Annotated in this window: 12 protein-coding genes and 1 pseudogene; 8 read left to right on the top strand and 5 right to left on the bottom strand. The window is 54.2% G+C overall.

The window, feature by feature from the left end; all coding sequences use genetic code 11:
• The coding region (locus K8V32_RS11255; protein ID WP_303907366.1) for an OmpA family protein at positions 1–360 on the top strand (360 nt) is incomplete at its 5' end.
• A gap of 620 nt (positions 361–980) precedes the next feature.
• Here K8V32_RS11255 and K8V32_RS14655 read toward each other — a convergent pair.
• Positions 981–1,199, bottom strand: a complete 219-nt coding sequence (locus tag K8V32_RS14655) for a nucleotidyltransferase domain-containing protein (protein WP_369681065.1) — start codon at positions 1,197–1,199, stop codon at positions 981–983.
• 960 nt (positions 1,200–2,159) lie between these two features.
• Between K8V32_RS14655 and K8V32_RS11250 the strand changes: the two genes are divergently transcribed.
• The 7 genes from K8V32_RS11250 to K8V32_RS11220 all read left to right on the top strand — a co-directional run bounded on the left by K8V32_RS11250 (position 2,160) and on the right by K8V32_RS11220 (position 9,650).
• Positions 2,160–3,989: an ABC transporter permease gene (locus K8V32_RS11250; protein ID WP_303907363.1), complete on the top strand. Its 1,830-nt coding sequence runs from the start codon at positions 2,160–2,162 to the stop codon at positions 3,987–3,989.
• 82 nt (positions 3,990–4,071) lie between these two features.
• Positions 4,072–5,280, top strand: a complete 1,209-nt coding sequence (locus K8V32_RS11245) for an ABC transporter substrate-binding protein (protein WP_303907360.1) — start codon at positions 4,072–4,074, stop codon at positions 5,278–5,280.
• Entirely contained in the window at positions 5,277–6,419 is a 1,143-nt protein-coding gene (locus K8V32_RS11240) for an ABC transporter ATP-binding protein (protein WP_303907357.1), read from the top strand. The genes K8V32_RS11245 and K8V32_RS11240 overlap by 4 nt, the downstream gene beginning before the upstream one ends.
• Complete coding sequence (locus K8V32_RS11235; RefSeq protein ID WP_303907355.1) at positions 6,416–7,273, top strand: HAD family hydrolase; 858 nt, start codon at positions 6,416–6,418, stop codon at positions 7,271–7,273. The genes K8V32_RS11240 and K8V32_RS11235 overlap by 4 nt, the downstream gene beginning before the upstream one ends.
• A 1-nt stretch (position 7,274) precedes the next feature.
• Positions 7,275–8,141, top strand: a complete 867-nt coding sequence (locus tag K8V32_RS11230) for an inositol monophosphatase family protein (protein WP_303907352.1) — start codon at positions 7,275–7,277, stop codon at positions 8,139–8,141.
• Positions 8,138–9,145: a LacI family DNA-binding transcriptional regulator gene (locus K8V32_RS11225; protein WP_303907349.1), complete on the top strand. Its 1,008-nt coding sequence runs from the start codon at positions 8,138–8,140 to the stop codon at positions 9,143–9,145. The genes K8V32_RS11230 and K8V32_RS11225 overlap by 4 nt, the downstream gene beginning before the upstream one ends.
• Before the next feature lie 322 nt (positions 9,146–9,467).
• Entirely contained in the window at positions 9,468–9,650 is a 183-nt protein-coding gene (locus tag K8V32_RS11220) for a hypothetical protein (protein WP_303907346.1), read from the top strand.
• A 222-nt stretch (positions 9,651–9,872) separates the two neighbouring features.
• On the opposite strand, the gene K8V32_RS11215 is transcribed toward K8V32_RS11220, so the two are convergent.
• The 4 genes and pseudogenes from K8V32_RS11215 to K8V32_RS11200 all read right to left on the bottom strand — a co-directional run bounded on the left by K8V32_RS11215 (position 9,873) and on the right by K8V32_RS11200 (position 14,189).
• Entirely contained in the window at positions 9,873–11,867 is a 1,995-nt protein-coding gene (locus K8V32_RS11215) for an acetoacetate--CoA ligase (protein ID WP_303907343.1), read from the bottom strand.
• A 17-nt stretch (positions 11,868–11,884) separates the two neighbouring features.
• Positions 11,885–12,571, bottom strand: a pseudogene (locus K8V32_RS11210) (fumarylacetoacetate hydrolase family protein).
• A gap of 478 nt (positions 12,572–13,049) precedes the next feature.
• The gene (locus K8V32_RS11205; RefSeq protein ID WP_303907340.1) at positions 13,050–13,808 is read right to left on the bottom strand and encodes an NYN domain-containing protein; all 759 of its coding nucleotides are present in this window, start codon (positions 13,806–13,808) and stop codon (positions 13,050–13,052) included.
• 132 nt (positions 13,809–13,940) lie between these two features.
• Positions 13,941–14,189, bottom strand: coding sequence for a hypothetical protein (locus K8V32_RS11200; RefSeq protein WP_303907337.1), 249 nt, complete (start codon positions 14,187–14,189; stop codon positions 13,941–13,943).
• Positions 14,190–14,408: the final 219 nt, after the last annotated feature.

Raw genomic sequence — 14,408 nt, 5'->3', positions numbered from 1 at the left:
GAAGAAGACGACGTGATCGTGCTTGAAGCGGATGTCTTATTCCAAGCTAATAGTTGGGAATTACCGGAGAACGCATCGCAGGTGATCGAAACCTTGGTGGAAGACGTGCCACAAGGGGCTGCCGTGTCAATTGTCGGGCATACCGACTCCCAAACGGTCTTAGATATGTATGATTTTGACAATCAGCAACTGTCCGAAAACCGTGCGCAGGCTGTTGCCGAAGCGCTTGAATCGCAGCGCGCGGATCTCGATATAACCTCGGAAGGTAGGGGCGATACCGAGCCCGCTGTGACCGAAGATCCAGATGATCCGGGAACCTATGCTGCGAATCGACGCGTTGAGATCCGCTATGAAAGCTAACGCAAGTGCCATATTTGCTGCATCACGTCGTCCGCGCATTCCTTCTCAAAATTCAGGCGAATTCAAGCTCGTGCTCAGGAACGTTTCTTAGAGTAGTAACTACCTCTTCAAGGTGTGAGTGATGAAGACGCGAGGCTCCGGGTTCCAGTCCCGGGGCCTTTCGCCATTTGATGGTTTTTAGAACTCCATGGAACCCCAATAAACATCAATGGATACATTTTCTAGAACCGGCATTAGAGGACAGCTGTAGAAACTAGAGCCTCGGCAGCTCGTGATGCTCTGCGAAGGTTAGTCTCGCTAATTGGGTTGTGACCGTAGCCCGCCCGCGTTTTCATCTGGAGTAGCGTATTTAGGTGCCTAGCAGCTGTTTTATCGACCGTACTCAACAACATCACCGCTTGAGAATGATCAGAACCCTGAGAATGTTCTCCCAGTGCAGCCGCACAAATGGCGTCGGCGGCTGCAATTCCAGCGTGTACATAGGGCGTTACCGTGGCATCTGCCACCTCGTTATCCTCTGCGAGTTCTCGAGCATCAGTGGCTACCTGCAGGAACGATTTTGAGCCTACTTTTCTTCGACATCATGCTGATTGCCTACTTCGGCGTATGTGTTGACGCAATCAGTTTGGATTGCCTGAGATAGGAATGCCTTCTCGTAGAACCGAATCAAATATGGGAGCTGGTTCAACTTCGGACTCAGAATAGACAAGAGGACGAACATCATTGCCGGTCCAGCGACTTACCTGCTGGGTTAGTTGGTTAATGTTCGTGTCTGTTTCTTGGTCATCCGTGCTTTCGTCAAACACGAACAAGATATCAATATCGCTGTCTGTCTCCATGTCATTGCGAGCAGCGGACCCGAAAAGCTGGACGGTTAATGGTTGATGAGACCAGCTTGTAATAGTCTCAGAGATTCGCTCTATCAGTGTTTTTTTAGCGTTTGCGATCTGCAGAATGGGCTCTATAAGTAGATGGTCCTTGTTGAGCGCGTAGCCTGAAGTGCGGCCAGTGACTCGCTCAAGGACCGTCCCCTGGGCGACTAATCGTGCAATAGGGGTGGCGCACACCGGCAAGTGACCCGGTTTCGGGGAGGAGCTGATGAATTTGCTGAATCGTGAGATATTGGTTTGAACGAGCTAATACTGTAAGAACCTGCGAATCAAGGCCTGCAGTGCTCAGTGAAGCAAAAGGGTTCTGCAACCGCATAGTGGTTTCCTTCCTTTGCTGTTAATGCTGGTATCAGTTGGCGGAGTATAAATAAATACTCACTGATGTAGTTTTTTGCCTAAATAGGTAAAAAACTACATCATGTGCCCACCTCCTTCGAAGCCAAGAATCGCGGCGTGGAACCTGAACTGGTATGAAAACAGTCCGCATCCCCACTTGTATAGCGCGGAGATGAGTGATGTCATGGCTCGCAAATATTTGCGTGCACAGCATTTTCCCAGATCCTTCATGCTTGACTTTGAGCGGAACGCAAGCTCAGCGTCAGGAACATTTCCTAGAGTGGGTATCACCCTCTTCGAGGTGTGAGTGATGAGAGTGTTGAGGCCCCGGGTTCCAGTCCTGGGGCCTCATCCATGTAGTACTTCTATTGTCCCAGTTTGGCGTTGGATGTGCTGGTCTCGAGGCGCTCAATGCTCCGTGTGGTCCAACGTCAAGGCCTTCTGGAGACATGTATCACACCAGTGTGGGAACGTTCCACATAGGTTTACCGTTTGGCAATCCGCGCTTGGCTCAGTGGCAACTCAGCAACTTTAGGCTGAATCTCGTTCACACAGAAAGAGGTTGCCATGTTAATGGAACGTTCCACACTCAAGAGTCCGGAGACTCCGCCACGCCGGCGATTTTCCGGTTACTCGTGGCGTGTTGCATTAAAACACCCTGCCACGGTGCTCGGTCTCGTTCTTCTGGCACTGTTTGCCTACTTGATTATCGCGCCGGTAGCCTCCTTGTTACTGTCCTCTATCCAGGTAGCATTCGGTGACGAAATGGCTACTGGCCAACAGGCGGGCTCGTGGACGACCCACTATTTCGAACGGGTCTTCGCAGACGCTGTATCACCGATTATCTTCTACCGACCGTTACTCAACACCCTGATGGTGGCGGGCATGTCAATTATGGGTGCGTTAATCATCGGGTTACCCGCGGCATGGCTGATCTCACGAACCGACTTGTTGGGGCGACGCTGGTTCTCAACAGCCTTGCTCATCCCATACATGTTGCCGGCTTGGACCTTTGCACTGGCCTGGACCACATTATTCAAAAACCGAGAAGTTGGCGGAGGCATCGGCTGGTTGGAGTCCCTGGGGGTGACCCCGCCGAACTGGCTGGCCTATGGGATGCTTCCCATCACCGTGATATTCACGTTGCACTTCATTCCGTATGTGATTCTGCTCGTGACCGGTGCAATGAAGAATCTGCCCGATGAATACGATGACGCCGCACAGCTATTGGGTGCAAATCGCACCCAACGGATGCTGAAAATTACTCTTCCGTTATTGCGTCCAGCCATTTTGTCAGCCGCTACCCTCATTTTCGCCAAAGCGATCGGTGAATTTGGTGTGGCTTACGTTTTGGGTACACCGGCAGATTTTCAAGTGTTATCCACCACGCTGTACCAGAGCATCCAAACCCAGCAGGCGGGCACCGCGGCAGTGATCTCGGTGGTGATGGTGGCATTGGGTGCCATCTCGCTGTGGATCGACGTGAAGTTTCTCAAAGAAATGCGTCGCTACACCACGATTTCAGGTAAAGGACACTCCTCCCGACCGCAACCACTGGGATCCTTACGAATCCCTGCATTTATCGCCGTCGCCGGCCTGTTTACAATCTCGGTGGTGATCCCGCTGGGCGTGCTGCTGTTGTCGACGATCATGCAAGTGCCGGGCCAATTTCAATTCAGCAACTTCACGTTGAACTATTGGCTGGGATCTGATCTACCCTTTGCTAACTTCCGTGAGGGAGTGTTAGTGAATCCTGAAACGTGGTCAGCCGTCTGGAACACCATTTGGATGGTCGGGCTTGCTGCCGTGTGTTCTGGAGTGCTGGGCATGCTCATCGGATACGTTGTTGTTCGCAGTCCGGCACGGTGGATTGGGACCGTCTTGCGGGTTACCGCTTTCACCCCGTACTTGGTGCCAGGCATAGCATTCGCAGTCGCCTACCTATCGTTGTTTGCAGTCCAACGCGGCCCAATCCCTGCCCTCTACGGAACCGCTGTCATTTTGGTACTGATTCTCATCGCGGACGAAATGCCCTTCGCCTCCCGGGCAGGCATCTCGGCGATGATGCAATTAGGCAAAGATCCTGAAGAAGCATCACAAGTGCTTGGTGCACGATGGTGGACACGGATGCGTCGTATTGTCTTCCCCATCCACCGTTCGGCGTTGGCCAGCGCCATTTTGTTGCCGTTCATTTCAGGTGTCCAAAGTCTTAGCCTCGTGATCGTCTTGGCCACTCCGGGCACCCACTTATTGACCACCTTGTCGATGAATCTTGTCGACTCGGGTTACACGCATGCCGCTAATGCCATCACACTGCTGATCTGTGTGGTGGCCCTGGTTGGAACCTGGTTAGCCCGGCGGCTATTCAAAGCAGATCTTGCTCAGGGGGCAGGTGGATCATGACCTCCCGTTTGCCCACCGAGTCTTAGAAACCTAACCATCAACCACCTCACCTGACACCACCTATGAAATTGGAGCACCTAATATGAGGACTCACCAAAACCGTCGTAAATCCAGAAGATTACTCACAACCTCGGCAATTCTGCTGTCGTTGACCGCGTTCTCTGCCTGCGCTGGCCAAGCACCCGCTGATAGCGCCGGATCTGATGACGCCAAGAATGCTTCCCAAACCAAAGAAGTTTTTGCGGCTTTCGAAGGCGAGAATTTTGATCTGGATGAGCTCATTGCAAAAGCTCAAGAAGAAGGTCCGATCACCATTTATGACAATGCGTCGGCAGTAGAAGACATTGCAAAAAATTTCTCCGAAAAATACGGTATTGAAGCTACCGGCACCAAAGTTGATGCCTCAGAAGCCCTGGAGATGGTGACTCGCGAAGCCCAGTCTGGCAACGTCGTCGGTGATGTGGTGACAATGCAAGACCTCCCCGCACTGAAAAACCAGCTGCTGCCAAATGACTTTGTGACCAGTTGGATCCCGGAAGACGCTCGCGAATACATTGACGAATCAATGCAAGACCCCTTGGTCATGGTTTCAGACTCCAATCTGTGGACTTATAACGACGAAGTCTATGACACCTGCCCGATTACCAACATGTGGGAGCTGACCGAAGATGACTGGAAGGGCAAGGTCGCCCTTGAAGATCCAGTCGGTGCCAATAAACTCCTGGACTTCTTCTCCCAAATGGGCCAGTTCGATGAAGAAGCACTGTTGGCTGCTTATGAAGATCACTTCGGGGAAGCACTTGAAACCGAAGAGGACTCGGCCGCTGCTGAGTGGGTTGCCCGCCTTGCCGCTAATAACCCAATCCTGACTTCCTCGAACGAAGACGTTTCAGAAGCAGTCGGCGCACCAGGACAATCCGAACCACCAGTGGGGCTGGTATCGTCCTCGAAGTTCCGCAATATCGAAGAAAAAGGATACGCTCACGCTATTTGTGACGGCCTTGAACCATGGGAAGGCATCGCCCAGCCCAAGGGTGTGACGATTGCAACCGGTACCGAAAGCCCACACGCAGCCATGCTGTATGTGCACTACGTGATGACCGAAGAAGGCATCGAACCGCAGAACAGCGAAGGCAAGATCTCCGCTAATACTGCGATCCAACAGCCAGACGATCCATCGAAACTGGCTGAACACATCGACGACCTGTACTACTTTGACAACGCTGGACTGGATGAAGATTGGAACTCACGCCAGACCTGGCAGGACCAGTGGAGAGTAGCGGCCCAGTGACACTCATTGAACTTACGAACGTCTCCAAAGTCTTCCCAGGGGCCAAAACACCCAGCGTTGATGAACTCCAGTTGAATATCGAAGAAGGCGAGCTCCTCTGCCTGCTGGGACCATCCGGATGTGGGAAGTCCACAACACTGCGGATGATCGCCGGGCTGGAAACGCTCACTGCCGGACGAATTGGCATCCGAGAGACCACTGTCGACGATGTAGCTTCAGGTACCCGAGTACCCGCCGAGCAGCGCGACTTGGGCCTGGTATTTCAAAACTATGCACTGTGGCCACATCTGACGGTACGCGCTAACGTCGCCTTCGGGCCAGAAATGCAACACGTAACCAAAAAAGAACGCAACCGTCGTGTTGATGACGCACTGTCGACCCTAGGCATCGGTGATTATGCCGACCGATACCCGGCTGAATTATCGGGCGGCCAACAACAACGCGTCGCCATTGCTCGCACACTGGCAGCACAACCATCGGTCATGTTACTGGATGAACCATTATCCAACTTGGATGCGCGACTTCGACTTGAGATGCGCGCTGAGTTCCAACGAATCCACCGTGAGCTAGGGGTCACCATGGTGTTTGTAACCCACGACCAATGGGAAGCCATGACCATGGCCACACGCATCGTCGTGATGAATGAGGGCCGCATTGAACAAACCGGGACGCCGTTAGAAATCTATCAACGTCCGGTGAGTCGATTCGTTGCCGAGTTTATGGGGTCGCCACCGATCAACATGATCGAATTGGCCGACGGAGCCCCGTCAACCACGAGCCGAGCTTTAGCCCGGTGGTTGACGGGTCGGGGAGATGAAGCAGCCAGCGTGGGCATCCGACCAGAATCATTGTCCTTTACCCGAGATTCCACCCGGATACCGGCCTGTGCAGTGAAATTACCGGTAACCGTAACGGCTGTGGTTCCAACCGGTGGAACCTGGATTATCGAAGTCAGTGACGGCACCGATCAAATCTTCGGCAACACTACGGCGCAACCGGATCTTCGTGTTGGGGAGCGACTCACCGCTTGGGTACACCCCGGAGATGTCCACGCATTTGATGCTGACGGGATGCGCGTTGCCACCACGCCTGATTTCGCTCCGATGAAAATTCTGCTGCCAGAACACAGTCAGCAATGACCAACCACGAATCAACGTATTTGGAAGGAACACTACCCAAGATGACCACCTCGACTCATGACCTGCCGATACCAAAGGCATTGCTGCTGGATTTCGGCGGGGTGCTGGTCACCTCTCGTCGTCCAGATAACTGGCAACGGATCGTGGCTGAAACCATCGTGACACTCTTGGATGGTCATCCCCAGACCCCGACCGTGGAGCGCATCACTGCGGATGTTGCTGCAGGCGCACTTGCTGCCAAATCCTGGCGTAATGCGATGTCACGACCCTTTGCCCCAGCAGAGCTCAGTCACGAAAGCTACGTGTTAGATTTCATCGCAGCTGACTGGCCGGATGCAGCCCGCCGTGCACTACAACCTCATAGTGCGGCAATCTGTTATGCAGTTAACGACGCGGCAGAACATCGAACACTACGTGACGGCAGTGTTGAACTATTGCGCTGGGCGGCACAACGTCAGCTACCAGTCGTGGTGGTATCCAATGCGTTATCTGGTGCCGTGCATCGAGATTTTCTTGCCGCAGCCAAGCTGACGGAATTTCTTACCGCAGAACTGTATTCTGATGAGCTGGGAATCCGCAAACCCAACCCGCAACTGTTGATTCAAGGCGCTCAGGCCGCAGGCGTGCCGGTGTCTGAGTGCTGGTATGTGGGTGATCATCTTGACCGGGACGTGTTGTGTGGTACTCGGGCAGGAGTTGGTGTCAATGTTTTGATGGATGATCCAGCCAAATCCGAACGACCCTTTAGCGTTCCGGTGACCGAAGATCTAGCGGTCGCGGACCCAGCCGAGTTATTAACTATCCTACAAAGCCTATGGTCAGATCGTCCTTCGCTGACATCTGTGGAGGTCTAACATGCTCAACACCGTCGAAACTTTTAGCTCAACCCAACTGCGTGACATTGCCCGTGACGCTGCCACCGTCGCCGGGGAATATTTGGCGTCCGTTTTCCGCCGTCCAATGGAAATTCAGCACAAAACCAGTGCACACGATCAGGTCACGGTACACGATCGTGTCACAGAAGATCTCATCCGTGAAGTCATTGCGCGACGCTGCCCAGGGTCAACTGTGGTGGGAGAGGAAGCTGGTGTAGCAGTTGCCGGGGCATCAGATAATGATACTGACCAGTCGGATATCACCTGGCATATCGATCCGATCGATGGGACCTCGAATTTTGCTCAAGGATTTGCCTTCTTTTGCACTTCGATTGCAGTAGAGATTGATGGCGAGATCCGTGCGGGAGCCGTTTATGACCCGATATCGGACATGATGTTTAGCGCCGATGATTCTGCCGCATACCTTAATGACAACCTATTGGTGACCCCACGGGCACTGCCTCTTCCGTCAGCTACATTGATCACCGGGTACCCTACAGCAGCTGATCTGGCCGCTGAAGGACAGGCAGCAACGCAACGTTTTCAGTCATGGGTTGAAGCGTTTTCTTCGGTGCGCCGTACCGGCTCCGGGGCACTGTCGATTCTGCACGTGGCCGCCGGATGGACTGACGCTTCACTGGGCACGGGGGTGAGTACCTGGGACGTTGCTGCGGCCATGCTGATTTTGCGTCGTGCCGGGGGCAGCTATTATCCGGTGCACTATACGAATGGGACAGAACACCGTGCGGATCACTATGCCTCAGGGTATCTAGCATTGGGCCCGGGAGTGGAGTATCCGATCATGGAAGCAGCAGTGCATCAGATTGAACAAGGCCGCCGTCGATGAGTACCACCGCAGGTCAGAGATCTCGGCCGCAACGGCCCACCATCATTTCGGTGGCCGAACACGCTGGGGTATCAAAATCTTTGGCCTCACGCGCTTTACGTGGTGAGGTGGGCGTGAGCCAGGAAAAACGAGACCGGGTCATGCGATCCGCCAAAACACTGGGTTACCGGTTGAACTCAGCAGCCCGTAGCCTGGTCGCGCATGACTCCGGGGTTCTGGGAGTGGTGCTCAATGATATTGGCAATGCTCACCACGCCCAGATCGTCAACGGGATTGAAGAGGCCGCACGCGAACAAGGTCTTCGCACGCTGATCACTCACGGCGCACGTCATGCTCATGAACTGGTCCACCAGACCAACACCCTGTTAGAAATGCAGGTCGATGGACTCATTATTGCCTCCTCGTGGATGCCGGTGGAAACCTTGACCGACTTGGGTCAAGAGCTTCCAACGGTGGTGGTGGCCCACCTTGAGAATCCGCCAGCGCAGGTTGATGTGGTAGCCAGCGACGATTTCACCGGATCGACTGCGGCAGCCGCACACCTGATAGCTCTTGGACGAAGACGATTAGCGTATTTGACTCGTTCGATGAGTGCTACTTCAAAGGCCCGTTGGGCTGGAATTCACGGTCATGCTCACACCGCGGGCATCGAACCCGAATTGCTGCATTTCACTTCGGAGGATCTTGCACCAGTACGCGATGGACTAGCAGAGCGTCGTTGGGATGGGCTCATCACCAATAACGATCAGACAGCGGCTGAAGTTCTCAGACTCGCTCACGAAACTGGCGTTGAAGTTCCCAATGAACTGGCCATTATCGGGTACGACAACACGCCGCTGGCTCAGCTCCTCTATCCAAATCTGACAAGCGTGGATCAGCCTCAAGCAGCGATGGGTAAACGGGCACTAACCTTGCTCTTGGACCGCAAAACCAACCCCGAGGCATCCCCGGTTCGTGATTACTACACACCGGAACTCGTGGTGCGGGCATCCACCAGCGCATGACTGTCTAGCCTTTTCTGAGACAGTTCCCCACGGATTCTGCGGTGGACGCAAGTCAATGACCAGAAAGGTTTTTTAGAGTAGGTATTACCTCTTCAAGGTGTGAGTGAAAGTATGGGGCCCCGGAGTAACTCCGGGGCCTCAACCATCCCACACACCCGTCCCCCTAAGCGCTGCCATCTGGCCTGTGTGCATCGGACGTAGAGATGGGGTCGTCTTCGCACGGCGTTTTCTCCGATATCAGTGTCTGGAGCTTGACCGAGCGTATGTTGTCCATGCCTTCAACTAAAATGTATGAGGCCACTAGCCAGCGGAAGGAGACCTGATGGCAGCTGTAACACCTGAAATCTATACTCGCCAGCAGGCAGAACCCCGTCGGCAACACATCATTGAGCAGGTTGGAGACGAGCAAAAGTTTCGCAAGCGGGGCGAAGCCTATGAGCTTGACGCCGAGGAACTCGTCCTGTACGACGAGTTATTAACACTTGAATATCTGCTTGATGACTGAACTTGGATCGATGAAAAACTCTGGGCTGACACCGACGCTGGAATCACTCCACATGATATAACTTTCCAGGATCTTCACAGCGAACACTCTTGAGATCTTGAGTCGATCGCAAGTCAATTACCAGGAACGTTTTTTAGAGTAGGTACTACCTCTTCAAGGTGTGAGTGAGAGCGTGAGGCCCCGGAGCAAATCCGGGGCCTCAGTCCTTTAATTATTGCGGCGCTATGATGCCATGGCACGACGCTGGGCAAGCTCGACGAATTCCGCCAATGAACCAGGATTAGCGATCGCATCGTGGTTCACCGCATCAGCGGTTCGGCGGATGAAGAGTTTCTTCAGCGGCACTTCGATCCGTTTGCCACTGTGAGTGACAGGAATGTCGGCGACGGCGATGATCTCATCTGGCACGTGACGCATTGACGCTTGGGCGCGGATCATCTGGGTGATACGGTCTTGCAGCTCGTCGGTGAGTTCGGCTCCTTCAGCCAGTTGGATGAATAATGGCATCCAGTAGCCGCCGCCGGGTTCTTCGACCCCGATGACGGTGGACTCTTCGACTTCTGGAACCTGGCTCAGGGCCGCGTAAATCTCAGCGGTGCCGAGTCGTACACCCTGCCGGTTCAAGGTGGCATCGGAACGACCTTCGACAATAAAGCTGCCACGCGAAGTCTGGATAACCCAATCGCCCTGCGCCCACACCCCGTGTGGGAAGGTATCGGTTGCCGGGAACCGGTCAAAGTACGTGTCGCGGTAGCGCTCGCCGTCGGAGTCATTCCACAGATACAACGGCATGGACGTCATCGGTTCGGTGATCACGAGTTCACCGACCGCATCGAAGACTTCGTGGCCGTCGTCGTCAAAGGATTTTGCGGCCACCCCGAGCATCGGTCCCTGCAATTCGCCCAGGCGGATGGGCTCCAGCGGGTTGGTGCCAATGAACCCGGAACAGATGTCGGTGCCACCGGAGTCAGAGCCCAGGCGGACGGCAGGGTTGACGTGTTCATGCACCCAGCGCCAGGTGGATTCGGGCAGGGGAGCGGCGGTGGAGAGAATGGATTTTAGACCGGTGAGGTCCCAGTGTTCGGCCGGCGAGATGCCGGAACGTTCGACCAAGCTCAAATATGGGGCGCCCACGGCGAACCGGGTGGTGTTGGTAGCGGCGATGACCTCGAATTGGCGGGCGGGGCCGTTGATTTTGGGTGAGCCGCCATAGACAACCACGGATGCGCCCACCGCGAGCGCTTGAACCAGCGTGTTCCACACCATCCAGGAGGTATTGGCGGCAACATAGTAGCGGTCGGCGGGGGTCATATCCTGGTGTAAGCCCTGGCCTTTGAGCGATTCCAGCAGCATGCCGCCGTGGCCGTGGACAATGCCTTTGGGCTCCCCGGTGGTGCCGGAGGAAAACAGAACCCACAGTGGGTGATCGAATGCGACGCGCAGGTAGTCGACCGGACCATTGGTTGGCGCTTGGCGGAAGTCTGCGATATCCAGGTGGTGGTTGAGGCCGGGTAGTCCGGCGCGCAGCTGGGTATTGTATTCGGTGAGGTCAAAGAACTTGCCGGCAAATGTGTACCCGCCCGAGGTGATTAGTACGGTGGGTTCCAGTTGGCGGAGCCGCGCCAGGGTTGCGGTGACGGTGAGATCTGGTGAGTTGATCGTCCAGACGGCGCCGATTGTTGCACTGGCTAACAGTCCGATAATGGCTTGCGCATTATTTGGCAGCACGGCCGCTACCCGGTCGCCCGGTTGCACGCCGAGGTCGCGCAGTTGCTCAGCCAGGCCGTGGACCCGGGTGCGTAACTGCTGCCAGGTCACGGTGTCAATCACGTTGTTTTCATCAATGTTGACCAGGGCTGTTGCGTCGTCGTCGACATGTTCGCGCGTGCGTTCCAGAACGTTTTCGGTAAAATTGACTTGCGCGTTCGGATACCAGACTGCTCCGGGCATGGTCGCATCGGTCAGCGCATCGGTTTCGAACCCATCGCCCAGCACCCCGAAATACTCACGCACCGCATCCCAGAATGCCGGCAGCTCGGTGATCGACCAGGCGTGCAGACGGCGGTAGAGCCCGGGTGCGATGTTGCCGTCGTCGTTAAGAAGTTGTCCCAGATCTACTGCGTGGGTGTTGGTGAGCCAGTGTGCGAATCGAAACATCTGGGTATTGGCCGGATTGCTCGGGTGCCAGGTGATCGGTGGCGGTGCAGAGTGCGTCATCGAGGTGTCCTTTGGGATTATTTGACGAAGGTGTTCCGGATCGAGCCGATGCCGTCGATCGTTGAGGTCAACACGTTACCGGGTTGCATTGCGATACCGTGAGCTTTGCCAACCCCGGCCGGGGTGCCCGTGAAAATCAGGTCGCCCGGGAACAGCGTGACGATTTGGGATAGGTCGGCGATGATTTTGGCGACCGTGAAGATCATGGAGGCGGTGGTGCCGTCTTGGACTTTTCATGAGCCACCGTGGTCTTCGGTTTGTGGGCCTTCCAGGGCTGCGGAAATGCGCAGTGCGTTGGGATCCTCGAATTCATCGATGGTGACGACGGCGGGGCCAACCGGGCTGAAGTTTGGATACGACTTGCCCAGTGAGAATTGCGGGACCGGGGGCCGCAACTGCACGCTTCGTTCCGATAGCTCCTGGCCAACGGAGTATCCGGCGACGTAGTCCAAGGCATGGGCTTCAGAAACCTTGTGCGCTTCTCGTCCGATGGTGACGACCAGTTCGGACTCGTAATCGAGTTCTCCATGTTCAACATCGGGAATGCCGACGTCGACGTCGGCTCCGGCCAACGACGACTGAAACTTGGTGAATACGATGAGGTTTTCTGGATATGGAATGGAGGCCTCATCGGCGTGATCACGATAGTTGACGCCGATGGCAAAGATCTGGCGTGGCTCCGGGACTGGTGCTAGGACATCCACGGCCTTGGCTTTGAAACCGTTGGAGATTTAGCGAATGGTAATGGTTGAGGCCCATGCGGTGAAGTCTGCCCACCGCGTGTAGATGTCCATGGGGTCAGACCGAATGCGCCTTCAGAGGCGACGTGAATATCCAGGTGCGGTCTGAATCGGTGAGGGTGGCGCGGTGATTAACGTTTGCGATACGCATGAGAAGGCTTTCGTGTGTCAGTGGGGTGGGCGAAGAAGTGCTGGCGATCATGAGCCGTGGCCGACGCCGGTACCTGTCCGGGAACAGGTATACAAAATTTTTGAAGGGTTGTTGGTGAGAAAATACGCCAGGATTTTCTCACGAACAACCCGTGGTTAAGATTTCATTATGGTCTCTACCGGCAAGATGACTTGTTTGTGAGCGCGACATTCGAGCTGAGCACAGCCGGAGCAAAGATTTTGCGGTAGCGCTCGACGTGGACAGTGCTGCGAACGCCCAAAGTTTGAAGAACTACAGGGTAGCGTCATCGTCTTCAGGCTGCGCAATCACTTTCGTGTTGCTTACGTGTAAGGGATCATCTTCGTGTTTTGGTGGTCGGGCTACAGGCCCGTAAAGACCATCGATATGTTCGTGGAGGCTGTCGGAGATCCTCGCCCACATGGGGTCGAGAATAAAATCGATACCCGTACGCCGAGCGTGTTTCGCAGCAGGTACGAAATCACTGTCACCGGAAATCATAACGATCTGATTCACATAATTGTTGGCAGTTAGAGAAGCAATATCTAGTCCGATTCTCATGTCGACGCCTTTTTGGGTTATGTCTAGATAGAAATCTCTCTCGGTGAGATGCGCCAGCTCTAGTTTTCCCGAGAGTATCTCCTTGAGGGGCTTAGTTTTCAATTGAAAGCCGTCTTGGGTCTCGAGATTCTCTCCCATACGCAGAGCTAATTTACGTTTTTTGGTGAGTTCTCGGTGAAAGCTATGCATCCACTTGTAATCGTCACTCTTGGCTAAATTCACCTGTTGTTTCGTCAACGGATGATAAATCACCTTGTCCGACGGAGGACAATCGTAGTAGAAGATCCTATATAGCCTGCTGCCATGGTTTCTAATATGGCGTCTGCAGTATTCCATGAGTTCTTCGGCCCGAGCTTTTGGATCTTTATGACCAAAAAGTTTTGCTGCCCGACGCCGATAGAAGCCGCCGTCGACGAGGATAGCCACTACTGGAGCAGGATGGACCGCATGAATCTGATTTATTCTGGACATTTATTTCCGCACTTGAGGTGACCAAAAGACAAAAATAAGTCCCTGTCATCGGCTTTCCCAGTATCAGAAGGGAAGTCAACGGCAGAGACTGATAGTTGCAATCTACTTCGTCACTGGTTCGTGGTCAACCATTTAGCGCCATTGGCGCAGCGATGACATATCGGCTCGAAGCTGGGCGTGTTCTTCGAGCGCATCGATCAAAGCTGCTTGATGATTATCTTGAAGTTTACGTAACAGATCCTTATGCCAGGTCTGATCAGTGCCTTGTTCAAAGGTATTGGTCTTGTCGATGTTGCGCAGCACGCTATATAGAACTGCTTTGCGTTCGTCGTCATTCAGTGCAAGCAGGGCTCGTTCAATCTCGACGGCACTCCATTTCATGACACAAGTCTAGGACAGCTACCTTGGGATAAGCAGGAAAATCAGGGCCAATTTCTGATGACTGCATAGAGGAAATCGAAGTCGCATTTCAATAACTCTGAACATATGACCGAAGCGGGCTCGTGGCGCTGTGAATGCTTGGCATACGTGACCCACCTTGCACACTGCCAGCGTGTCCTGAGTCTAGGAATTGCTCAGATTCACCAGGTAGTCTGCCCA

The sequence above is a fragment of the Enteractinococcus helveticum genome (assembly GCF_020742345.1).
In the GTDB taxonomy this organism is placed as follows: Bacteria; Actinomycetota; Actinomycetes; order Actinomycetales; family Micrococcaceae; genus Yaniella; species Yaniella helvetica_A.
The sequence above is the reverse complement of the archived record's forward strand: the minus strand, read 5'-3'. Positions and strand labels throughout refer to the sequence as shown.

Coding starts and splice junctions, on each gene's coding strand:
- K8V32_RS14655 (WP_369681065.1), bottom strand. CDS start 1,199: ATGGAGACAGACAGCGATATTGATATCTTGTTCGTGTTTGACGAAAGC.
- K8V32_RS11250 (WP_303907363.1), top strand. CDS start 2,160: ATGGAACGTTCCACACTCAAGAGTCCGGAGACTCCGCCACGCCGGCGA.
- K8V32_RS11245 (WP_303907360.1), top strand. CDS start 4,072: ATGAGGACTCACCAAAACCGTCGTAAATCCAGAAGATTACTCACAACC.
- K8V32_RS11235 (WP_303907355.1), top strand. CDS start 6,416: ATGACCAACCACGAATCAACGTATTTGGAAGGAACACTACCCAAGATG.
- K8V32_RS11230 (WP_303907352.1), top strand. CDS start 7,275: ATGCTCAACACCGTCGAAACTTTTAGCTCAACCCAACTGCGTGACATT.
- K8V32_RS11225 (WP_303907349.1), top strand. CDS start 8,138: ATGAGTACCACCGCAGGTCAGAGATCTCGGCCGCAACGGCCCACCATC.
- K8V32_RS11220 (WP_303907346.1), top strand. CDS start 9,468: ATGGCAGCTGTAACACCTGAAATCTATACTCGCCAGCAGGCAGAACCC.
- K8V32_RS11215 (WP_303907343.1), bottom strand. CDS start 11,867: ATGACGCACTCTGCACCGCCACCGATCACCTGGCACCCGAGCAATCCG.
- K8V32_RS11205 (WP_303907340.1), bottom strand. CDS start 13,808: ATGTCCAGAATAAATCAGATTCATGCGGTCCATCCTGCTCCAGTAGTG.
- K8V32_RS11200 (WP_303907337.1), bottom strand. CDS start 14,189: ATGAAATGGAGTGCCGTCGAGATTGAACGAGCCCTGCTTGCACTGAAT.